Source organism: Microvirga sp. VF16, assembly GCF_016864375.1.
Classification (GTDB): Bacteria; Pseudomonadota; Alphaproteobacteria; order Rhizobiales; family Beijerinckiaceae; genus Microvirga.
This window is the reverse complement of the sequence record NZ_CP069354.1, coordinates 2,345,814-2,367,916: the sequence shown is the minus strand read 5'-3', so window position 1 is coordinate 2,367,916 and position 22,103 is coordinate 2,345,814. Positions and strand designations below refer to the sequence as shown.

At 61.7% G+C, this 22,103-nt stretch carries 19 protein-coding genes and 3 tRNA genes; 8 read left to right on the top strand and 14 right to left on the bottom strand.

The genetic code is table 11. From position 1 onward, the window contains the following. Both JO965_RS11195 and JO965_RS11190 read left to right on the top strand, forming a co-directional pair. Nucleotides 1-396, top strand: a complete 396-nt coding sequence (locus JO965_RS11195; RefSeq protein WP_203443687.1) for a RidA family protein — start codon at nt 1-3, stop codon at nt 394-396. Then, nucleotides 393-1,364: a threonine/serine dehydratase gene (locus tag JO965_RS11190; RefSeq protein ID WP_203443686.1), complete on the top strand. Its 972-nt coding sequence runs from the start codon at nt 393-395 to the stop codon at nt 1,362-1,364. The genes JO965_RS11195 and JO965_RS11190 overlap by 4 nt, the downstream gene beginning before the upstream one ends. A gap of 113 nt (nt 1,365-1,477) precedes the next feature. On the opposite strand, the gene JO965_RS11185 is transcribed toward JO965_RS11190, so the two are convergent. From JO965_RS11185 to JO965_RS11150, 8 genes are all read right to left on the bottom strand, one after another. Next, nucleotides 1,478-1,555, bottom strand: a tRNA-Pro gene (locus JO965_RS11185). Between the two features lie 298 nt (nt 1,556-1,853). Beyond that, nucleotides 1,854-1,929 (bottom strand) — tRNA-Val (locus tag JO965_RS11180). Nucleotides 1,930-2,011: 82 nt separating this feature from the next. After that, nucleotides 2,012-2,290, bottom strand: coding sequence for an HU family DNA-binding protein (locus JO965_RS11175; protein WP_009490969.1), 279 nt, complete (start codon nt 2,288-2,290; stop codon nt 2,012-2,014). A gap of 196 nt (nt 2,291-2,486) precedes the next feature. Further along, nucleotides 2,487-4,913 carry an endopeptidase La gene (gene lon / locus JO965_RS11170; protein ID WP_203443685.1) on the bottom strand — a complete coding sequence of 809 codons (2,427 nt, stop codon included), beginning with the start codon at nt 4,911-4,913 and terminating at the stop codon, nt 2,487-2,489. A 225-nt stretch (nt 4,914-5,138) separates the two neighbouring features. Then, complete coding sequence (clpX, locus tag JO965_RS11165) at nt 5,139-6,407, bottom strand: ATP-dependent Clp protease ATP-binding subunit ClpX (protein ID WP_183450532.1); 1,269 nt, start codon at nt 6,405-6,407, stop codon at nt 5,139-5,141. A 222-nt stretch (nt 6,408-6,629) separates the two neighbouring features. Further along, the gene (locus JO965_RS11160) at nt 6,630-7,262 is read right to left on the bottom strand and encodes an ATP-dependent Clp protease proteolytic subunit (protein ID WP_203443684.1); all 633 of its coding nucleotides are present in this window, start codon (nt 7,260-7,262) and stop codon (nt 6,630-6,632) included. A 77-nt stretch (nt 7,263-7,339) separates the two neighbouring features. Next, nucleotides 7,340-8,707, bottom strand: a complete 1,368-nt coding sequence (gene tig / locus JO965_RS11155) for a trigger factor (protein WP_203444146.1) — start codon at nt 8,705-8,707, stop codon at nt 7,340-7,342. Nucleotides 8,708-8,819: 112 nt separating this feature from the next. Then, nucleotides 8,820-8,904 (bottom strand) — tRNA-Leu (locus JO965_RS11150). A 135-nt stretch (nt 8,905-9,039) separates the two neighbouring features. Here JO965_RS11150 and JO965_RS11145 point away from each other — a divergent pair. Continuing rightward, nucleotides 9,040-10,419, top strand: a complete 1,380-nt coding sequence (locus tag JO965_RS11145) for a multicopper oxidase family protein (protein WP_246776814.1) — start codon at nt 9,040-9,042, stop codon at nt 10,417-10,419. On the opposite strand, the gene JO965_RS11140 is transcribed toward JO965_RS11145, so the two are convergent. Continuing rightward, entirely contained in the window at nt 10,412-11,899 is a 1,488-nt protein-coding gene (locus JO965_RS11140; protein WP_203443683.1) for an NAD(P)H-hydrate dehydratase, read from the bottom strand. The two genes, JO965_RS11145 and JO965_RS11140, sit on opposite strands and share 8 nt — an antisense overlap. A 179-nt stretch (nt 11,900-12,078) precedes the next feature. Between JO965_RS11140 and JO965_RS11135 the strand changes: the two genes are divergently transcribed. From JO965_RS11135 to JO965_RS11125, 3 genes are all read left to right on the top strand, one after another. Beyond that, on the top strand, nt 12,079-12,417 hold the full coding sequence (locus JO965_RS11135; protein ID WP_009490961.1) for a P-II family nitrogen regulator: 339 nt from the start codon (nt 12,079-12,081) through the stop codon (nt 12,415-12,417). Between the two features lie 69 nt (nt 12,418-12,486). After that, nucleotides 12,487-13,896, top strand: a complete 1,410-nt coding sequence (gene glnA, locus JO965_RS11130) for a type I glutamate--ammonia ligase (protein ID WP_203443682.1) — start codon at nt 12,487-12,489, stop codon at nt 13,894-13,896. A 164-nt stretch (nt 13,897-14,060) separates the two neighbouring features. After that, complete coding sequence (locus JO965_RS11125) at nt 14,061-14,477, top strand: trypco2 family protein (protein ID WP_203443681.1); 417 nt, start codon at nt 14,061-14,063, stop codon at nt 14,475-14,477. A 203-nt stretch (nt 14,478-14,680) separates the two neighbouring features. Here the strand turns inward: JO965_RS11125 and JO965_RS11120 are convergent, their stop codons facing one another. Further along, nucleotides 14,681-15,316 (bottom strand): outer membrane protein, encoded by a 636-nt coding sequence (locus tag JO965_RS11120; protein ID WP_203443680.1) that lies wholly within the window; start codon nt 15,314-15,316, stop codon nt 14,681-14,683. Between the two features lie 309 nt (nt 15,317-15,625). Beyond that, on the bottom strand, nt 15,626-16,324 hold the full coding sequence (locus JO965_RS11115; RefSeq protein ID WP_203443679.1) for an alpha/beta fold hydrolase: 699 nt from the start codon (nt 16,322-16,324) through the stop codon (nt 15,626-15,628). A 187-nt stretch (nt 16,325-16,511) separates the two neighbouring features. On the opposite strand from JO965_RS11115, the gene JO965_RS11110 reads away from it, so the two are divergent. After that, nucleotides 16,512-17,972 carry a DEAD/DEAH box helicase gene (locus JO965_RS11110; protein WP_203443678.1) on the top strand — a complete coding sequence of 487 codons (1,461 nt, stop codon included), beginning with the start codon at nt 16,512-16,514 and terminating at the stop codon, nt 17,970-17,972. A gap of 5 nt (nt 17,973-17,977) precedes the next feature. On the opposite strand, the gene JO965_RS11105 is transcribed toward JO965_RS11110, so the two are convergent. Together JO965_RS11105 and JO965_RS11100 are read right to left on the bottom strand one after the other, a co-directional pair. Further along, nucleotides 17,978-18,367, bottom strand: a complete 390-nt coding sequence (locus JO965_RS11105; RefSeq protein WP_203443677.1) for a TfoX/Sxy family protein — start codon at nt 18,365-18,367, stop codon at nt 17,978-17,980. A gap of 3 nt (nt 18,368-18,370) precedes the next feature. Continuing rightward, on the bottom strand, nt 18,371-18,751 hold the full coding sequence (locus JO965_RS11100) for an iron-sulfur cluster assembly accessory protein (protein ID WP_203443676.1): 381 nt from the start codon (nt 18,749-18,751) through the stop codon (nt 18,371-18,373). 172 nt (nt 18,752-18,923) lie between these two features. Here JO965_RS11100 and ybaL point away from each other — a divergent pair, with 172 nt between their 5' ends. Further along, the gene (gene ybaL / locus JO965_RS11095) at nt 18,924-20,819 is read left to right on the top strand and encodes a YbaL family putative K(+) efflux transporter (protein WP_203443675.1); all 1,896 of its coding nucleotides are present in this window, start codon (nt 18,924-18,926) and stop codon (nt 20,817-20,819) included. Here ybaL and JO965_RS11090 read toward each other — a convergent pair. After that, nucleotides 20,718-21,938, bottom strand: a complete 1,221-nt coding sequence (locus JO965_RS11090) for an FAD-dependent oxidoreductase (protein WP_203443674.1) — start codon at nt 21,936-21,938, stop codon at nt 20,718-20,720. The two genes, ybaL and JO965_RS11090, sit on opposite strands and share 102 nt — an antisense overlap. Nucleotides 21,939-22,103 lie beyond the last annotated feature (165 nt).

Below are 22,103 nucleotides of genomic sequence, written 5' to 3'. Positions count from 1 at the left end.
ATGACCCGTTCAGCAATTCAAACCTCAGACGCCGCCCCGCCAGCAGGCCCATACTCCCAGGCCATCCGCGCCGGAGACCTGCTGTTTGTCTCGGGCCAATTGCCTCTCGATCCGAGGGGCAGCCTCGTGGGGCACGGCGATATCAAAGCTCAGACCAAGCAGGTCTTCGACAACATCGCCGCCATTCTTCGCGAAGCCGGATCGTCCCTGGAGCAAGTGGTCAAGACCACGGTTTTCCTGACCAGCCTCGACGACTTCTCCAGCATGAACGAGGTTTACGCCTCCGTTTTCAAATCACCCTACCCTGCGCGCTCGACCGTCGAGATCGGCCGGCTTCCCGGCGGGATGCTCCTCGAAGTCGAATGTATCGCCCTTGTTGAACGGACACCTTCATGACCGCCTTTGACGTAACGCTCGCTGACATCGAAGCTGCCCGCAGCCGCATCGCCGGGCGTGTCAGACGTACTCCTGCCTATGAGAGCGCCGACGTGTCGGCGCGGCTTGGACGGCGTACCGCGTTGAAGATGGAGGCGCTGCAGCTGGCAGGCTCCTTCAAGGTCAGGGGCGTCTTCAACAAGGTTCTGACCCTGAGCGAGGACGAGCGCAGGCGCGGTCTCGTCACGGTCTCGGGCGGGAACCACGCCATTGCCGTCGCGAGGGTTGCGGGAACGCTCGGCCTCGATGCCCTCGTTCTGATGCCCAAGACAGCAGCCCGGTTCAACATCGACCTGACCGAGAAATTCGGCGCCCGCGTCGAGCTTTGCGACGATGCAGCGGAAGCCTTCGCCAAGGCCGAGGATTATCAGCGTCAGGGCCGGCTCTTCGTGCATCCCTATGACGATCCCGCCATCATCGCAGGCCACGGCACGCTCGGCCTCGAATTCATCGAAGACATACCCGACCTCACTCACGTGTTCGTCTCGATCGGCGGCGGCGGTTTCATGTCCGGCGTGGCAGCAGCCCTCAAGGCAAATCGGCCATCGCTCACCGTCTATGGCGTGGAGCCCGCAGGCGCACAGACCATGACGGAGGCACTCAAGGCGGAGGAGCCGGTGACGATCCGTCCGATCTCCATCGCACGAACCCTTGCGGCGCCCTTCGCCACCCACAGAACCCTTGCGGCCGCGAAGCTCTTTCTCAAAGAGATCCTGCTCGTAGAAGACGAGCCGGTCATCGCCGATGTAAGCTGGCTCCTCCAGACGGAAAAGCTGCTCTGCGAGCCTGCCGCCGCCTGTGTCCTGACCGCAGCCAAGGCGATCATTCCGACGCTGCCGGACGACAGCGTGATCGGCCTCGTGCTCTGTGGCTCCAACCTGTCTTTGGACGATCTCGACGCTTGGCGCCGGCAAGCGAGCGCATCGTAGCCTGCGGACCCACAGTTCCGGGATAGCGGGCCAGTGTCAGCCCCACGATCCCGGACAACAAAAAGCCGGCCTCTCGGCCGGCTGCGGGAGCCTTGGCGGCTCAAGACATTCAATGGTCGGAGCGAGAGGATTTGAACCTCCGACCCCTAGTCCCCCAGACTAGTGCGCTAACCGGGCTGCGCTACGCTCCGACGCCTTGAACGGCTTGTGTCAATTAGCTCCGGCGTTCCCGGTTCGCAACCCCTGAAATGCACTTTCGCAGGGAAACCGCTCGTAACGCCGCCCCGGAAGACGCAATTTGACGTCCAGATAAAATACCCGCCCCAGTCGAGACTGGGGCGAGTTAGGTCTCAGGAGCAATCCTTGGAGGGATCATTCCCCAACCCAATCCAGGCCGGAATGTTTCATCGCGCGAGGTGCGACGTTCCAACTCATGGTTGGAACGGGCGGCAGGGCCTTCGGTGCCGGCACAGGACGATGAAAGGGGGATGGTGGGCGGTGAGGGACTCGAACCCCCGACCTGCGGTGTGTAAAACCGAAGCTCTACCAACTGAGCTAACCGCCCGATGGGCCTGACATAAAAAGAGAAGGCCAACAACGCAAGCGTCGTCGGCCTTCTTTACGAACGAACATCGCTCAAAAAGCGATTACTTCGCGTTGACGGCGTCCTTCAGGCCCGCGCCGGCGCGGAACTTCGGGGTCTTCGAGGCCGGAACCTTGACCTTCTCACCAGTGCGCGGGTTGCGCGCCTCGCCAGCAGCGCGGTTGGTCACAACGAACGTGCCGAAACCGACGATCTTCACCTCGTCGCCCTTCTTCAGAGCGCCGGTGATCGCCTCGATGGCGGCGTCGATCGCGTCACCAGCCTGGCCACGCGAAAGGCCCACCTTATCGGCGACGGCCGCAACGAGCTCGCCTTTATTCATAGTCATATCCTCCAGTGATCACGGCGGTCGCAAAGGAAATGGTCCACCGTTTCAGGGACAACCCGTTTGGCGCAAAGCTTGTCCTTACGCAAGCCCCGAAGTGGCTGAAATCAGCCGTTTTTTTGCACTTTTCATCAAAAAAGAGGCCCATGGACAGGAGTCCAGGGGCCTCTCTCGTAACGTAAGAAGCTCGGCTTTAGTGAGCGATCACCCCGGCCGAGTCGTCTTCGACACCCGGCTTGTGACTCTTGAGCTCCGACGCCTCATCCCACTCGATCCGCTCCGGCATGCGCACGAGGGCATGCTGGAGAACCTGATCCATCATGGAGACCGGCACGATTTCCAGGCCGTTCTTCACGCTGGCCGGGATGTCGGCCAGATCCTTGGCGTTCTCTTCCGGAATCAGCACTTTCTTGATGCCACCACGCAGGGCCGCCAAGAGCTTCTCCTTCAGACCACCAATGGGAAGCACCCTGCCCCGCAGCGTCACCTCGCCCGTCATGGCGATATCGCGGCGAACCGGGATACCCGTGATGACGGAGACGATGGCGGTCGCCATGGCGATACCGGCCGACGGACCGTCCTTGGGCGTCGCACCTTCCGGCACGTGCACGTGGATGTCGCGGCGGTCGAACATGGGCGGCTCGACGCCGAAATCGAGAGCGCGGGAGCGGACATAGGACGCCGCAGCCGAGATCGATTCCTTCATGACGTCACGCAGGTTACCCGTGACGGTCATCTTGCCCTTGCCCGGCATCATGATGCCTTCGATGGTGAGCAGCTCGCCACCGACCTCGGTCCAGGCCAGACCCGTGACGGCGCCGACCATATCCTCCGTCTCGGCCTCGCCGTAGCGATAGCGCGGCGGTCCGAGGAACTCGGGCAGGTTGTCGGTCGTGACCTCAACCGTCTTGACCTTGGAGATCAGGATCTCCTTCACGGCCTTGCGGATGAGGTTGGCGATCTCTCGCTCCAGGTTACGCACGCCCGCCTCGCGGGTGTAGCGGCGGATCAGCATGAGCAGAGCCTCGTCGCCGATCTTCCACTCCTTCTCCTGAAGGCCGTGCTTCTGCATGGACGACGGGATCAGGTGGGTACGGGCGATCTCCGCCTTCTCTTCCTCGGTGTAACCCGCAATGCGGATCACTTCCATACGGTCGAGGAGCGGACCCGGGATGTTCAGCGTGTTCGCCGTCGTCACGAACATCACGTTGGAGAGGTCGTAATCGACTTCCAGGTAATGGTCGTTGAACGTGTTGTTCTGCTCAGGGTCGAGAACCTCGAGCAAAGCCGCCGACGGGTCGCCGCGGAAGTCCATACCCATCTTGTCGATCTCGTCGAGCAGGATGAGCGGATTGGACCTCTTGGCCTTGCGCATCGACTGGATGATCTTGCCGGGCATCGAACCGATATAGGTCCGGCGGTGACCGCGGATCTCGGACTCGTCGCGAACGCCGCCGAGCGACATGCGCACGAACTCGCGCCCTGTGGCCTTGGCGATCGACTTGCCGAGCGAGGTCTTACCCACGCCGGGAGGGCCGACAAGGCACAGGATCGGACCCGTGAGCTTGTTGGCGCGCTGCTGCACGGCCAGGTACTCGACGATGCGTTCCTTGACCTTGTCGAGGCCGTAGTGATCCGCATCGAGCAGATCCTGGGCGGCCTTGAGGTCCTTCTTCATCTTCGAGCGGCGGTTCCACGGAATGCCGAGCAGCCAGTCGAGATAGTTGCGCACGACGGTCGCTTCCGCCGACATCGGCGACATCTGGCGCAGCTTCTTCAGCTCGCCGAGCGCCTTTTCGCGGGCTTCCTTCGTGAACTTGGTCTTCTCGATCTTCTCTTCGAGCTCGGCCAGCTCGTCGCGACCTTCATCGTCGCCGAGCTCCTTCTGGATCGCCTTCATCTGCTCGTTGAGGTAGTACTCACGCTGCGTCTTTTCCATCTGACGTTTCACGCGGGTACGGATCCGCTTCTCCACCTGGAGAACGGAAATCTCGCTTTCCATCATGCCGAGCACCTTCTCAAGGCGCTGGGCGACGGTGGGCGTTTCGAGAATCGCCTGCTTGTCGGCGATCTTGATGGCCAGATGCGAAGCGATGGTGTCGGCGAGCTTCGCGGGCTCGTCGATCTGGGTCACGGCGGTCACGACCTCCGGCGACACCTTCTTGTTCAGCTTCACGTAGTTCTCGAACTCGGACACGACGGAGCGGGCGAGCGCCTCGGCCTCCACCTGATCGCCGAGCGAATCCGGAAGCGCCTCGGCTTCGGCTTCGTAATATTCATCCGTGCGGGTATAGGCCTTCACCTGCGCCCGGCTCGCGCCTTCGACCAGCACCTTCACGGTGCCGTCGGGCAGCTTCAGCAGTTGCAGGACGTTGGCCAGGGTGCCGACCTTGTAGATCGCATCCGTCGACGGATCGTCATCCGTCGCATCGATCTGGGTGGCCAGAAGAATGTGACGGTCCCCCTTGACCACTTCCTCAAGCGCGCGGATCGACTTTTCACGGCCGACGAAGAGCGGCACGATCATATGTGGAAAGACAACAATGTCGCGCAGAGGCAGAACCGCATAGGTTCCGGTCGAGCCTGGAACGACAGGCTGACGTGGCTTCGATTGTGTCATGAGACGGTATCCTTTTCACTGCGTCCGACGACCCCCTCGAATGAGCTGGATGCCAGACGAATAACCGGAATGCTCAGGCTTTTGTTATGGGCTGCATCCGGTACGCCGGGCCTTTCCCTCGATTGAGCGGACAGCCCCGGCGCAAGAGATAATGTGGCGTTGCGGGCTTAGCGTTTCAAGAAGATTGCCCGCAACGCTTCGTGTCATGGCTAAGCCCCGGTAGCCTCAGGCGCTGGCGCTGGCGGCCTGATCGTTGCGCTCGCCGTGGATGAAGAGCGGCTTGGCCTTGCCCTCCACCACCTCGGGCCCGATCACCACCTGCTCGACGGAATCGAGACCCGGCAGGTCGTACATGGTCTCCAGCAGGATGCCTTCCATGATGGAGCGCAGACCGCGGGCACCCGTCTTCCGCTCGATCGCCTTTTTGGCGATAAGGGTCAGAGCCTCGTCCTGGAACGTCAGCTGCACGTTCTCCATCTCGAAGAGGCGCTGGTACTGCTTCACCAGGGCATTCTTCGGCTCCTGCAGAATGGTCTTCAGGGCATCGACATCGAGGTCTTCCAGCGTCGCTAGAACCGGAAGACGGCCGACGAACTCGGGGATGAGGCCGAACTTCAACAGATCCTCAGGCTCGACCTCGCGGAAGATCTCGCCCGTCCGGCGATCGTCGGGCGAACTCACGCTGGCGCCGAAGCCGATGGAGGTACCCTTGCCGCGGCCGGCGATGATCCGCTCCAGACCAGCGAAGGCGCCGCCGCAGATGAATAGGATGTTCGTGGTGTCGACCTGCAGGAACTCCTGCTGCGGATGCTTGCGGCCGCCCTGTGGAGGCACGGAGGCGACGGTGCCTTCCATGATCTTCAGGAGGGCCTGCTGCACGCCCTCGCCCGACACGTCGCGGGTGATGGACGGGTTGTCGGACTTGCGGGAGATCTTGTCGATCTCGTCGATATAGACGATGCCGCGCTGGGCCCTCTCCACGTTGTAGTCGGAGGCCTGGAGCAACTTGAGGATGATGTTTTCCACGTCCTCGCCGACATAGCCTGCCTCGGTCAGGGTCGTCGCGTCCGCCATGGTGAAGGGCACGTCCAGGATCCGGGCCAGGGTCTGCGCGAGCAGGGTCTTGCCCGAGCCGGTGGGACCGATCAGCAGAATGTTCGACTTGGCCAGTTCGACGTCGTTGTGCTTCGTCGCGTGGGCGAGACGCTTGTAATGGTTGTGGACCGCCACCGAGAGCACCTTCTTGGCGTGCTCCTGTCCGATCACGTAGTCATCCAGAACGCGGCTGATTTCCTTCGGGGTCGGCACCCCGTCGCGGGACTTCACGAGAGACGATTTCGACTCCTCGCGGATGATGTCCATGCACAGCTCGACGCATTCATCGCAGATGAAAACCGTCGGGCCAGCGATCAGCTTGCGAACCTCGTGCTGGCTCTTGCCGCAGAAGGAGCAGTACAGCGTACTCTTGGAGTCGTTGCCGCCAGCCTTGGTCATTATCACATCTCCAATCCGTGCCGGGACAGCCCCTGCCGACCCAACACACCTAAGTTATAGGCGACGGACCTAATAAAATGTTCCGTCGCTAAGAATTGAACGCCCAAATCGCCGTGCCTCCCGAATCCCCATGCAATCACGCGGAAGCCGCCTGATCAATAGAAACGGGATTACTCGGCAAAAAGACGCACCTGGGGGAATTTTGTCCCCAGGTTTTAAGAGTTAAGCCGGGGTGGCGGCCGGCTCAGGACGCTTCTCGATCACCTGGTCGATCAGGCCGAATTCCAGGGCCGCCTGAGCGGTCATGAAGTTGTCGCGCTCCAGTGCCCGCTCGATCTCTTCGTAGCTGCGGCCGGTATGGCCGACATAGATCTCGTTCAGGCGGCGCTTGAGGGCCTCGCTCTCGCGGGCGTGGATCATGATGTCCGTGACCTGGCCCTGATAGCCGCCGGACGGCTGGTGGACCATGATGCGGGCGTTCGGGAGAGCGAAGCGCATGCCCTTCTCGCCAGCGGTCAGCAGGAGGGAGCCCATGGAGGCTGCTTGGCCGACGCAGAGGGTCGAGACGGGGCAGCGGATGAACTGCATGGTGTCGTAGATCGACAGGCCCGAGGTCACGACGCCGCCGGGCGAATTGATATAGAAGGAGATTTCCTTCTTGGGGTTCTCGGCCTCGAGGAACAGCAACTGTGCCACGATCAGCGAGGCCGAGTAATCTTCAACGGGGCCCGTGAGGAAGATAATCCGTTCGCGCAGCAGGCGCGAATAGATGTCGAATGCGCGCTCACCGCGGTTCGACTGCTCAACCACCATCGGGACGAGCGTGTTGTTAAAGAGCGCTACCGGATCTCTCATTGTCTCACTGCTCCAATTCGGCCGCGCAGATTCGCGGCCGTGCATTTCATGCAAGCAACGAGACGCTTAAAGGAGCGTTACTCGCCCTTGCCGGCTTTCTCTTCGCCGTCGTCCTCATCGCTGAACAGCGCATCCTTGGAGACGGTTTCCTCGTCCACCTTCACCTGGGACAGGATCTGGTCGACGACCTTTTCCTCGAACAGAGGAGCCCGGATTTCAGCGAGGGCCTGCGGGTTCTTCTGGTAGAACTCCCAAACCTGCCGCTCCTGGCCGGGATACTGGCGGACCCGCTCGATGAGGGCCTGAGTCACCTCGTCGTCGGAAATCTTGATATCGGACTTCTCACCGATCTGTGCAAGGACCAAACCGAGACGCACGCGACGCTCGGCGATCTTGCGGTACTCGGCCTTAGCCTCGTCTTCCGTGGTGCTCTCGTCCTCGAAGGTGCGGTTGTTCGACTTCATGTCGCCGACGACCTGCGACCACACGGCTGTGAACTCCTGCTCGACCAGGGTCGGCGGCAGCTCGAAGCTGTACTTGGCGTCGAGGGAATCAAGCAGATCCTTCTTCACCTTGCGGCGGGACTGAGCGTCGAAGTCGCGCTTGATGGCATCGCGGATCGCGTCCTTGAGCTTGTCCAGGGATTCCATGCCGAAACCCTTGGCCATCTCGTCGTCGATCTTCAGCTCGCCCGGAGCCTCGACTTCCTTCACGGTCACGTCGAACTCGGCGTCCTTGCCGGCCAGGTGTTCCGCCATGTAATTCGCCGGGAAAGTGACCTTCACGAGCTTGGTGTCGCCGGCCTTGAGGCCGACGAGTTGGTCCTCGAAGCCGGGGATGAAGGTGTTCGAGCCGAGCTCGACCCGGATGTCCTCACCCTTGCCGCCCTCGAACTCCTTGCCGTCGATGCGGCCGACGAAGTTCACGACGACCCGATCACCGTCGACCGCAGCGCCTTCCTTCGTGTCGAAGGAGCGATTCTGCTTGGCCATGCGCTCGAGCGATTCGTTGATCTCAGCATCGTTGACCTCGGCCACCGGCTTCTTGACCGTCACGTCGGACAGGTCGGCAAGCTCAAACACCGGCAGAACCTCGAGAGCGACGGTGTAGGCCAGGTCGCCCTTGGCCTCCATGGCCTTCTCGACCTCTTCCTGGCTCTCGGGGAACTGGATCCTCGGCTCGTTGGCGAGCTTCAGGTTGTTGTCCTCGACGATCTTGCGGTTGGCCTCGTTGACGGCATTCTGCAGCACGTCCGCCATGACCGAGCGACCATAGACCTTACGCAGATGACCCACCGGCACCTTGCCGGGACGGAATCCCTTGATCTGCACGCGATCCTTGAGGGTCGACAATTCGCTGTTCAGGCGCTCTTCCAACTCGGTGGCCGGGAGCACGACCTTGAACTCTCGCTTCAAGCCTTGGGACAGTGTTTCCGTCACCTGCATGGTTCTATTCGCCTTCATTCACTCGAAAAATTTCTGTCAGGCTCCGGCCGATGCGGCGTCACGCCGTCAACCAGGCCACTCGGAGCCTCCGGATAACCAACCCTGACGGGATTGGTGCGGGCGGAGGGACTCGAACCCCCACAACTTTCGTCGCTGGAACCTAAATCCAGTGCGTCTACCAATTCCGCCACGCCCGCGCGGGAGCGGCGCGCGAGACGCACCCCTCTTCCGGGACGCGGCTCTATAGCACGGTTAAAAGACAGTGCATCAAAAAAGTTCATGTGCGTCCAAAAGGCAACCAAACTTGGCCGTTCACGTTCAAAGCTGTACCCATGCCGACTATTCGCAAGCCTCGAGACGAGCCTGCCTTCATGATCACCCGCCGCGCCGTCACCGCCGGTCTCGCCACGACCCTGATCGCCCTCTCCCGGCACGCGCATGGCCAGAACGCGGACGGCGCCGAACAGGTCCTGACGGCAAAGTCTAGCCCGGTGAAGTTCCGTCCCGATGCCGCCGCCGAGGCCGATATCTGGGCCTTCAACGGAGTCTTAAGCCCTGCTCTGCGCATCAAGCATGGGAAGGAACTCAGCCTGAAGCTGCTGAACGAGACCGCCCTGCCCCTCTCACTTCACTTCCACGGCGTCCGGGGGCCAAACGCCATGGATGGCGTCGGCGGCCTGACTCAGGAGCCTGTAGCCTCCGGGAAGAGCCACGAATATCGCTTCACCCCGCCCGATGCCGGCACCTTCCTGGTCCGCCCCTGTATTCTCGATGGCAGCGCCGAGCCCACGGAACGCGGTCTTTCGGGCCTCCTGATCGTGGAGGAGCCCAACCCGCCCCAGGCAGATCGGGACATCGCGCTGCTCGTCGATGACTGGCGCCTGGACGACGACGGCTCGATGGCCCCTTTCGACAAGCCGACGGAATCTGCCCCTGCCGGACGGCTCGGAAGCTGGCTCACTGTCAACGGCAAGGCGACGCCTGAGCGGATTGAGGCGCCTCCCGGCGGCCGCCTACGCCTGCGGCTTGCCAATACCTGCAACGCCCGGACCATGCGCCTGCGTTTCGATGGCGTGAGAGCCTATGTCATCGCCATCGACAGCCAGCCGGCCAGCATCTTCGAGCCCCTCAAAGCCTCCCTGCCCTTCGGGCCTGGCACCCGCTACGATCTGCTGGTCGATCTCGCGCCGGAAGCGGGCGTAACCGGCACCGTCATGGCCCTGATCGGCGACGGAATGCCTCTCGTCGAGATCGTGACCACTGGGGACAAGCGACCCGACCTGCCGGTCGTCGTCCCGCTCCCGCCCAACCCGAAGCTGCCGGAGGCCATCAAGCTCCAGAACGCCAGCCGCAAGGATGTGGTGATCAAGGGTGATCCGAAGGCTCCCAACGCGCCCTGGACCATCAACGGAGCGGCGGGACGCTCTCCAGGTGCCCCCCTGATCAAGGTCAGGCGTGGGAACCCGGTGGTGCTGGCGCTCACGAACCAGACCGCCTTCGTCCAGCCCATACACCTGCACGGCCACTCGTTCCGGCTGCTGCATGCGCTCGACGACGGATGGGAGCCCTATTGGCTGGACACTGTGCAAGTGCCTGAGAACAAGACGGTCCGGATCGCCTTCGTGGCCGACAACCCCGGCAAATGGCTTCTCGCCTCCACCGTCATGGAGCGGTTCGATGCGGGCCTGTGGACTTGGATCGAGGTTACTTGAGGAGCGTGCGCAGGACACTCGGAACAAGATCCGCCAGATCCTCCGAGATCAGCCCCGGCCCGAAGCTCGCACCAGCCTCGGCATGGATCCAAGCCCCCGCGCAGGCTGCTTCGAATGCCGGCACATTCTGGGCCATCAGCCCTGCGATGAGGCCGCAAAGCGTATCGCCCGAACCGGCCGTCGCGAGATAGGGCGTGCCGTTCTCGTTGATAGCCGCTCGGCCATCGGGAGCGGCAATCACCGTATCGCTCCCCTTCAGCAGCACGACCGCCCCAGTGTAAGCAGCAGCGCGCCGGGCGCGCTCGATTTTCGATTCCGGATCAAGGATATCCGGGTGGCCTTTGAACAAACGGCTGAACTCGCCGCCATGGGGTGTGAGCACCGTCGGAGCATGGCGAAATACTCCATGCAGCTCCGACACCAGCCCCTCGAAGGACGTCAGTGCATCGGCATCCAGGACGAGACTTCGTCTTGTCTGGACGGCAACAGCGACCATGGCACGGGTGCCGGCATGGACACCTAAGGCCGGCCCAAGGACGAGAGCATTGAGACGCGGATCCTGCAGAATATTATGCAGTCCCTCGGGTCCGTCGCAGCCTTTCAGCATGATGGCGGTGAGATGGGCGGCATTGACCCCGATCGCCTCCGGCGGAGAGGCCACCGTGACAAGGCCGGAGCCAATCCTGAGCGCCGCCCGAGCCGCCAGCCGCGCCGCGCCTGTGCGGGTGGCGCCTCCCGAGACGACGAGCGTGTGCCCCCGCTCATATTTGTGAGAAGAAAGCCCGGGCTTCGGCAAAGCGTGCAGCCACAGAGCCGGATTGTTGGCGAAGAGTTCCCCGCCCTTGGCCTCGAGAATCTCTCGTCCAATTCCGATATCGGCCACCGCGACAGGCCCGCTGAGGGCCCGCCCCGGCATCAGGAGATGGCAGGGCTTTCGGGCCGCAAAGGTCACCGTGCGAGCGGCCTTGACCGCAATGCCGCGTACCCCACCGGTATCGCCGTCGATGCCAGAGGGAAGATCGACCGCCAGGATTGGCTTGCCCGAACCGTTCATCCGATCGACCACATGACCTGCCGCACCATCGAGATCGCGGGACAGGCCGGTGCCGAAGAGAGCATCGACGATGAGATCCGCCTCATGGAAGGGTGCAGTCTCGGCTGCACCGACCTCTCCCTTCCAACCCCGCGCTGCGTCCGCCGCATCGCCCGTCAGCCGGTTGAGATCTCCCAGGAGGCTAAGGCTCACCCGATAGCCTCGCTCGACCAGAAGAGCAGCCGCAATGAAGCCGTCGCCTCCATTCTGGCCAGGACCTGCCACGATGACGATTCTGCCGCCTTTGGAGACTAATTTTTCGGCAGAATCGGCGACAGCGCGCCCCGCCCGCCTCATGAGTTCGATGCCCGGAATGCCCTTTGCGATGGCATCCAGGTCGGCCTGCTTCATTTCGGAGGGTGTCAGGACGAGTTCAGGGGCTGGCATGGGAGCAAAATGGACCCGTTTTTGGGGATTTGGCGAGCTTTTCCGCAACTGCACAAACTTTGATCATAATATGCTTATCAACTCGGCAAAATGGCCCGCTTTGAATCGATGATCGCATGGAAGGCACCTCTTGCTGGTGCTAAAAGCGGCAAAACCTCGAACGAAAACGGTAGACCGGGATGAAGAAGATCGAAGCCATCATCAAGCCCTTCAAGCTCGATGAAGTCAAAGAAGCTCTCCAGGAAGTAGGCCTTCAAGGCATTACCGTCATCGAGGCCAAGGGTTTCGGCCGCCAGAAAGGCCATACCGAGCTTTATCGCGGCGCGGAATACGTCGTCGACTTCCTGCCGAAGGTGAAGCTCGAAATCGTCCTGAACGACGACATGGCCGAGAGCGCCATCGAGGCCATCCGCAAGGCCGCGCAGACCGGCCGCATCGGCGACGGCAAGATTTTCGTTTCAACGGTCGAAGAGGCCGTTCGTATCCGCACGGGCGAGACCGGATCCGACGCGATCTAAGCTCGCTTTCCAAAGCCAAGGCCGTCGGCCGAGGATAATCTTAAAAGGGCAGAAGAGGACCAGACGATCATGCAGACCGCCAAGGATGTGCTCAAGGCGATCAAAGATAACGACGTCCAATACGTCGACTTCCGTTTCACCGACCCACGCGGCAAGTGGCAGCATGTGACCTTCGACGTCTCGATGGTCGACGAAGACATGTTCGCCGACGGTGTCATGTTCGACGGCTCGTCCATCGCCGGCTGGAAGGCGATCAACGAATCCGACATGACCCTCATGCCCGATCCGACGACCGCGCAGATGGACCCGTTCTTCTCGGCGTCCACCTTGACGATCAACTGCGACATTCTCGAGCCGGCGACCGGCGAGCCCTACAACCGCGATCCGCGCGGCATCGCCAAGAAGGCGGAGGCCTATCTGCAGTCCACCGGCATTGCCGACACGGTCTATGTCGGCCCCGAGGCCGAGTTCTTCGTGTTCGACGACGTGAAGTTCATGGCCGATCCCTACAACACCGGCTTCAAGCTCGATTCCTCCGAGCTGCCGATCAACGGCGACACGCCTTACGAGGGCGGCAACCTCGGTCACCGCATCCCGACCAAGGGCGGCTACTTCCCGGTTCCGCCGCTGGATTCCGCTCAGGACATGCGCGGCGAGATGCTGGCTGCCATGAAGGCCATGGGCGTGACGGTCGAGAAGCACCACCACGAAGTGGCCTCCGCCCAGCACGAGCTCGGCACGAAGTTCAACACGCTGGTTCGCACCGCCGACGAGATGCAGATCTACAAGTACTGCATCCACAACGTCGCCCAGTCCTACGGCAAGACGGCCACCTTCATGCCGAAGCCGGTCTATGGCGACAACGGCTCGGGCATGCACGTGCACCAGTCCCTGTGGAAGGGTGGCAAGCCGCTCTTCGCCGGCAACAAGTATGCCGACCTGTCGCAGGAATGCCTGTGGTACATCGGCGGCATCATCAAGCACGCCAAGGCGCTCAACGCCTTCACCAATCCATCGACGAACTCCTACAAGCGTCTCGTCCCCGGCTACGAGGCTCCGGTGCTGCTGGCCTACTCGGCCCGTAACCGCTCGGCCTCTTGCCGTATTCCGTGGACGACCTCGCCGAAGGCCAAGCGCGTCGAGGTTCGCTTCCCCGATCCGACCGCCAATCCGTATCTCGCCTTCGCGGCGCTGCTGATGGCCGGTCTCGACGGCATCATCAACAAGATCGATCCCGGCCAGGCGATGGACAAGGATCTCTACGATCTGCCTCCGCGCGAGCTGAAGAAGATCCCGACCGTCTGCGGTAGCTTACGCGAAGCTCTCGCCAGCCTCGACAAGGACCGCGCGTTCCTGAAGGCCGGCGGCGTCTTCAACGACGACTTCATCGACAGCTACATCGAGCTGAAGATGGCCGAGGTCGCTCGCTTCGAGATGACCCCGCACCCGGTCGAGTTCCAGATGTACTATTCCGTCTAATCGGACAGAGAATCCTCCCGGCTGCTTAGATCGCAGCCTTCCTTCGCCGGAGCTCCCTGAGCTCCGGTTTTTTTGTTTGTAATTTTATATCCTTGATGCAGTACCAGCTCACAGGCTCTAGACTTTGCTCTCTCAATTATCGTGAGTGGCCATGGGAGTAACGCATGAATCTTGCCGAGTTTGTCGAAACTGCACTCACAGAAGTTCTCGAAGGCGTAAGGAAAGCTCAAGCCAAAGAGGGCGGGGAGAATGTCGCCGCCGCCTTATCAAAAACAGGCGATAAAGGGCTTCTTGTTCACGACGAAAATCTAGGCACTTTTACCGTAGTCGATTTCGATGTGTCTGTCGTCGCGGAGGCAAAGGGAGGAGCTAAGGGCGGTTTAAAGGTTTGGTCTGTTGGTATCGAAGGCAATGGCGGATACACACACCAACAGTCGAGCCGAATACGCTTTTCCGTCCCAATCCGAATTCCAGACGGCGACCAGAGGAAACTAGTTGAGTTTACTGAGAAGACTAAACAGGCACGGCAACAAGCTTCGCAAAGGCGAGCCAGCCGATCTCATTCCTGGATGGCGAGATAATTCTAGTGTAGGCATTTTTAAGCAACGATAGCTTTGCTACAAACTAGCGACTAAATTTCAGGGACAGCAACTACCGCAAGAAAATTCGCCTGTAAGATCCGGAATTTTCGCAGTTGTCGCCAATCTCTCTAAGTATTGCACGTCTAATACAAAAAGGCCCGGTGTTGCCACCGGGCCTTGATCATCGCCAGAGGCGATGGATCTTAGTAGGTGCCGAAGCGGTAGTTCAGACCCGCACGGATCACGCCGAACTCGGCATCGTCGTCGAAGCCCAGGATGCTGTTGTCGTCCTGGTCGAGGTTGACGTACAGGCCTTCGACCTTGGCCGACAGGTTGTTGGTGAAGGCGTACTCGAGACCACCACCGACGGTCCAGCCGGTAGCATCGTCCGCGAAGGCGAAACCACCGGTGGCGTAGATCAGGGCGCGGTCGAAGGCCACACCGGCGCGAGCGCGCACCGTGCCGAACCAGTCGCTGCGATCGAAGCCGACAACCGTGCCGTCAGCGAGGATGAGGTCATCATCACCGCCGAAATCGGCGTACTGGATGTCGCCTTCGAGACCGACCACGAACGAACCGATCTGGTAGTTGTAGCCAGCCTGGGCGCCGCCGACGAAGCCACCCTCGTCGTCGATGTCGAAGCGGACGCCACCGATCGTGATGGAGTCATTCGTGTTCCAGCCGTAGCCGGCGTTCACACCGACGTAGAAGCCGGTCCAGGTGAAGACCGGAACGGCAGCAATCACCGGAGCCGGAGCGCGGCGGGAAGGAAGGTCAGCAGCCATGGCGCCAGTGGCGAGGCCGAGCAGAGCAACCGAGGAGAGGAGGATCTTTTTCATTTGTCTTGGTCCGTCTGTTAGAAGGATGTGATCCGCTTCTATCCCAGACTTGACCCAGCGTCTGTCACTTTCCTGCCACAGTTAAGGCAAGAAGCGCGGCTTTTCGCATTCGCAACCCATGATGGGCGGTTTTTACCCTCGCACAACCATACATGCCGCCCTGTTACCTTCAACGAAAAATTCGCAATAACCCTGTCACTTCAGCAGGTTATCGGAACGATGAGGCAGACGGCCAGCATCTGATAGGGCCAGTAACCAATCATTGACCATATTCCTGAGGAGTTTCGCAAGCAGCGGACGGATCTATGGTTAATTCCGGTTCAGCCACAATTGGAGGGCCTGATTGACCCGCTCCGGCTGCTCGAGCGTCGACATGTGCCCGGCCTCGGGAATGACGACCAGGGAGGCCCATTCGATCATTTCGGCCATCTCGCGGGCAATCTCCGGCGGCGTGATGGCATCGCCCTCCCCGACCAGCACCAGGGTCGGGATCTCGATTCCCGACAGGGAAGGACGCGAGTCGGGACGCGCCATGATAGCCCGCTGCTGCCGGATATAGGCCTCAGCCCCGGTCTCCCGCATCATCCCGAACAGGATGTCCTGAAGATCCCGGTCGCCCCGATGATCGGGATGGACAAGACGCGGCCAGAGCGCGGCATGAATCTCCTCGAATCGGCCCGCTTCCGCGAGCGCGATCAGCCGCTTGCGATCCTGGCTCGCCTCCGGGGTGTCGGGACGTGCGCTCGTGTCGAGCAAGGCAAGCCGTGTCACCCGTTCCGGCGCCTGTCGCATGACCTCCATGGCGACGTATCCGCCCATGGAGAGCCCTGCGAGAGCGAACCGCTCGGGCGCTTCGCGCAGGAGGCGCGCGGCGATTCCCGGGATCGAATCATCCTGGGTATGATCCATGAGAACGATGCTGCGCTCCTTGGACAGGGCGGCGATCTGGGGCTCGAAAAGCCGGGAGGTGCAGGCCAATCCGGGAATCAGAACGAGTGTTTCAGCCATCAAACTTTCCTTTGTCGCGTCTCGGCAAGTTTCCCTGGATTGACAAGCGCATAGCTTATCTTATGGTCCCGCCACTCCTAAACTTGAGCAAGAGCCTCAGGTGAAACCAGTCTCGCGCCTGTTTGTTGCCGTAGAGCGCGGCCGGCACTTTTAGAGCGCGCCTAGCCCTCAACGGTAATTAGCATTCATGTCGTTCGCCGAACTCGGACTTAGCGATAAAGTTCAACAGGCCGTCGCCGCCGCCGGATATACGGAGCCGACGCCGATCCAGGCCCAGGCCATCCCCCACGTTCTCTCACGCCGCGATGTGCTGGGCATTGCCCAGACCGGCACGGGCAAGACGGCCGCCTTCACGCTCCCGATGCTGACCCTGCTCGAATCCGGCCGGGCCCGGGCGCGCATGCCGCGCACGCTGATCCTCGAGCCGACCCGCGAGTTGGCGGCCCAGGTCGAAGACAACTTCGACAAATACGGCATCAATCACAAGCTTTCCGTCGCCCTGCTGATCGGCGGCGTATCCTTCGGCGATCAGGATGCCAAGATCACCCGCGGCGTCGACGTGCTGATCGCGACTCCCGGTCGCCTGCTCGATCACTTCGAGCGCGGCAAGCTCCTGCTGACTGGCGTCGAGCTGCTCGTCATCGACGAGGCCGACCGGATGCTCGATATGGGCTTCATCCCCGATATCGAGCGCATCGTGAAGCTCGTGCCCTTCACCCGCCAGACCCTGTTCTTCTCCGCAACCATGCCTCCGGAGATCCAGCGTCTTGCCGACGCCTTCCTTCACAATCCGGTGAAGGTGGAGGTCGCTCGCGCCGCTTCGACTGCCGCGACGATCACCCAGCGCCTCGTGGCGACGGGCCGTGAGGATTACGAGCAGCGCGAGACCCTGCGGGAGCTGATTCGGAGCGCCACCGACCTGCAGAACGCCATCGTTTTCTGTAACCGCAAACGTGACGTGGCCGTCCTTCATCGCTCCTTGCAGAAGCACGGTTTCGCGGCAGTCGCTCTTCATGGCGATATGGACCAGCATGCCCGCATGGCGGCGCTCGACAGCTTCCGCAGCGGAGAGATGCCGATCCTGGTGGCCAGCGACGTGGCTGCCCGTGGCCTGGACATTCCGGCGGTGAGCCACGTGTTCAACTACGACGTCCCGCACCACGCAGAAGATTATGTCCACCGCATCGGCCGCACAGGCCGAGCGGGACGTTCGGGCCAAGCCTTTACGCTGGTGGGTCCGGGCGACGAGAAGTCCCTGGCAGCCATCGAGAAGCTGATCGGCCAACCGGTCGAGTGGCAGGGACCGACGCTCGCCGAGCGCCCGCCCTCCGAAGGATCCTCGCGCCGCCGCGGCGGGCGGGGCGAGGAGCGCTCACGTGGCCGCAAGGTCAAGGTGCGGTCGGCGGACCGGAGCCGCGGCCGTTCCGAGGAGCCACGGGAAGAGGCCTCAATTGGCCGTGCCGTCGAGCCTCTCCGCGAGGAGCAGCCCAGCCGCAGGTCCCGCCAGGAGCGCGGCGAGCGTTCGTCGGATCGAAACTATCAGGGCCGCTCCCGTCGTGACGACGACATGGACGAGAAGGTGATCGGTCTCGGTGATCACGTACCGGCCTTCCTCATGCGGCCGGTAGCGGCCAAGAAAGCCAAGTAAGAAAGCTAAGTAACGGGCTCGGATGCTTTCTTCCGAGCCTTCCGGCTCGGCGCGGCCTTGCCTTTACGTGTCTGGGCGGCTTTCGCCCTCTGCGCCGCCGCTACGGCCATGGTGGCAAGCTCGGCCGCCTCGTCGGGGTCGTCAAGGGCGGATTCCGGCATGAGCCAATAGCTCATCGTGGTCTTGCGGCCGTCGCGGGCTTCGTAAGTGAAAGGGCGTGAGCCCAGGTCACGGAAATAAGCGACACTCTCGTCATCAACCTTGAGGTAGAGTTCGTCATAGGCCACCAGGGCGAACATCAGCTCATCCTGATAGACCCCCTGCCCGCCGAACATGCGCCGGATATGGATGGGGCCGAGGCTGCGGAAGATGTCGCGTAGATCCTCTGCATCCATGGCTTAGTTAGCCGATTGGAGCGCAGCAGGCGTGGCCGGCGTGATCGCGACCGACTCGCCGCAGCCGCAGGCCGAGGTCTGATTGGGATTGTTGAAGACGAACTGGGACGACATCTTGGTCGTCTGGAAATCCATCTCCGTGCCGAGCAGGAACAGCACAGCCTTGGGATCGATCAGAACGGTCACGCCCTTGTCCTCGACCACCTCGTCGAGCGGGTTGACGCTTTCCGCATATTCCATGGTGTAGGACATGCCGGCGCAGCCGCCGTTCTTGACGCCGACGCGGACGCCGACGATGGGGCGGTCCGCCTTGCCGATGATATCCTTGACGCGGTTCGCTGCCGCGTCGGTCAAGGTGACGACCTTGAAGCCGGGTAAAGCCATAAGACTTCTCTCCTGACAGCCGGGTTCAAGGCCCGGGCAGAACGAGTTGGTTTTTCCATAGATAAGAGCTGAAAGGGCAAACGTCGAGACCATTCAGGGTTGCCCCAACGGCCGAGGTCGACCATATCGGGTAGACCCCATCCCCAATTCCGCCACAGCCTAAGGAGAGCAGATGCCGCATCATATGCCGCTGATATCAACCATCGTTGTCGGCCTTGTGATGGCATTTGCCCTCGGCGCTATAGCGCATCGTTTCCGTCTCTCCCCTCTGATCGGCTATCTCCTCGCTGGCGTCCTGGCCGGACCTTTCACGCCGGGATATGTGGCGGATCAGGGGCTCGCCAATCAGCTCGCCGAAATCGGCGTGATCCTGCTGATGTTCGGCGTCGGTCTTCATTTCTCGCTCAAGGATCTCCTGTCAGTCCGGGCCATCGCCATTCCCGGCGCCGTGGTCCAGATCGCAAGCGCGACAGTCCTGGGCATGGGTCTCGCCTGGCTGATGGGATGGAACCTCGGCGGCGGCCTGGTCTTCGGCCTGGCGCTCTCCGTCGCCAGTACGGTCGTGCTGCTGCGCGCGCTCCAGGAGCGACGGCTCGTCGAGACTGAGCGCGGGCATATCGCCGTCGGCTGGCTGATCGTTGAAGACCTGGCTATGGTGCTGACCCTGGTGTTGCTGCCGGCTTTCGCCAACGCCACGGCCAGCGCCTCGGCCGATCTGGAATCCATCGTAATTTCCCTCGGCATCACACTCGGCAAGGTCGTCGCCTTCGTGGCGATCATGCTGATCGTCGGCCGAAGGGTGATTCCGTGGATCCTGCACTACGTCGCGCATACCGGCTCGCGCGAGCTGTTCCGTCTGGCGGTTCTTGCGATCGCGCTTGGTGCCGCTTTCGGAGCAGCGGAGCTGTTCGGCGTGTCCTTTGCACTCGGCGCGTTCTTTGCCGGCATGGTGTTGAGCGAGTCGGAACTCAGCCATCAGGCCGCGTCAGAAACCCTGCCGCTACGGGACGCCTTCGCGGTTCTCTTCTTCGTCTCGGTCGGCATGCTGTTCGACCCAATGATCCTCATCAACGATTTCGGCCCGGTTCTCGCGACCTTCCTGATCATCGTCGTCGGCAAATCGCTCGCCGCCTTCGCGATCGTCAGGCTCTTCAGACACCCGAACGAGACGGCCCTGACCATTGCGGCGAGCCTCGCTCAGATCGGCGAATTCTCCTTCATCCTCGCGGGCCTCGGCGTCGAACTTCAGCTTATGCCGGAAAAGGGCCGCGACTTGATCCTGGCCGGCGCCATCCTGTCGATCCTGATCAATCCGTTCCTTTTCACCCTGCTCGACCGGTGGTTTGCCAAGCGCGAGAAGGCTCACGCCGCGAAAGCAGAGCCCTCGGCCGAGAGCATGCCTATGGTCACCGAGGAAGAGAAAGCCGCCGATACTAAGGAGTCCCTCCCCGTGACCTCCCTCACGGATCATGTGGTCCTCGTGGGCCACGGACGGGTCGGCAAATTCATCACCGGTAAGCTGCTGGCGTCGAAAACCCCCTTCCTGGTCATCGAGACCAGCAAAAGTCAGGTCACCGACCTGCAGAAGGACAACCAGCCGGTCATCATCGGCAATGCCGCCGATCCAGAGGTGGCCGCCGCTGCCAACATCAAGGAAGCCCGCTGCCTCCTCGTGGCCATTCCGGATGCTTTCGAAAGCGGCCAGGTCGTCGAACAATCCCGCAGAATCAATCCAGACCTGCCGATCATCGTTCGCGTTCACTCCGATGCTCAGGAAGAACACGTCATGAAATATGGCGCGTCGCGAATCGTAATGGGCGAGCAGGAAATTGCGCGCGCCATGTTCGCCGCCGTGCCCGATGCGCCCCGCACCCCCGTGCTGTCCGCGGTCGACGAAGCGGACGGTGTCGCCGCAGAAGATGAGCAGAATGAAGCCGGTGCGGACGAGAACACGCCGCCCCAACCATCAACGAACGTGCTCGGGCCTGAAGCCGAGACCGATCAAACGGGCGGGAATACGCCTGAACAGGGACCATTGCGCCAGCCAGCGGATGATCCAGGGCGCTGAGACAGGCCCCTTGCTGGTCAGGACAGGATCGATCAACCGCTTCTGAAGCAGAACCTGCAGCCCTTGCGTCAGGCGTGTCGGCAGCTCGCGCCTTTTCTGAACGAGGGCGAGCTGCTCAGGGCCCACCGGCCCTGCCTTCAATACCGGTCCTAGGATGTTGGCGGTTGCGACCGCATCCTGAATCGCGAGATTGATGCCGACACCGCCGGCGGGCGACATGGCATGGGCCGCATCGCCGATGCACAGAAGTCCCGGCCGATACCATTGCTTCAGCCGGTCGACGGCGACGGTCAGAAGCTTGATGTCATCCCAGGATTGGATTTCCTCGACGCGCCCTCCAAGAAACGGCGCAAGCCCGGCAAGCTTCGAGCGAAAGCCCGCCAGCCCCTCCCGCTGTACCGCTTCGAGCGATCCCTTCGGGATGAGATAGGCGCATTGCCAGTATTGCCCGCGGTCGATCATCACCAGCATCTGCCCCGCCTCGATACGCCCGAGCAGTTGGCCGGGATCGCCCGGATGCCTGGACACCCGCATCCAGAGCACGTCCATCGGCGCACCGATATTCAGGGCCTCGAAGCCTGCCTTTTCGCGAACAATGGAGCGTCGCCCATCGGCCGCGACCACAAGATCGGCCAGCACATCGAGAACGCCTTCGGGGGTCGAAGCGCGCACGCCCGTCACCCTGCCCTTCTCTTCGATCAGATCGATGACCTCCGCCTGCATCTTCAGGTGAAAATGAGAATAGACACGCGCGTGATCGGCCAGGAAATCGAGGAAGTCCCATTGGGGCATGAAGGCGATGAACTTGCAGTGCGTCGGCAGGTGAGAGAAATCGCCCAATTGCAAGGTCGTTCCGCCCACGACCAGACTGACCGTCTGGGTTTGCTGATGCGGCCGCGAGAGAAACTCGTCGAGCAGTCCGAGCTCGTACATCACTTCGAGCGTCGATGGGTGGATGGTGTCCCCGCGAAAATCGCGCAGGAAATCGGCGTGCTTCTCGAGAACGAGAACCTCGACGCCCTGGCGGGCAAGGAGAAACCCTAACATCATGCCGGCGGGGCCGCCTCCAACGATGCAACAACCGGTTTGAAGAGTTCTTGACGCGTGAGGTGTATTCATGCGCGGTCTCCTGGGGATGCCCTCGGAACATCCGTCAGTCAGCACAACCCTACGACCATTCTGCCTACTTCCAAAACGCGAGCCCGGTTTCCATCCCAGAGGCTCCCCCTTCTGTTTCCATCACAGAAATCGGGCTCAGGAATCGGGTCGGAAGCAGCGACTCGA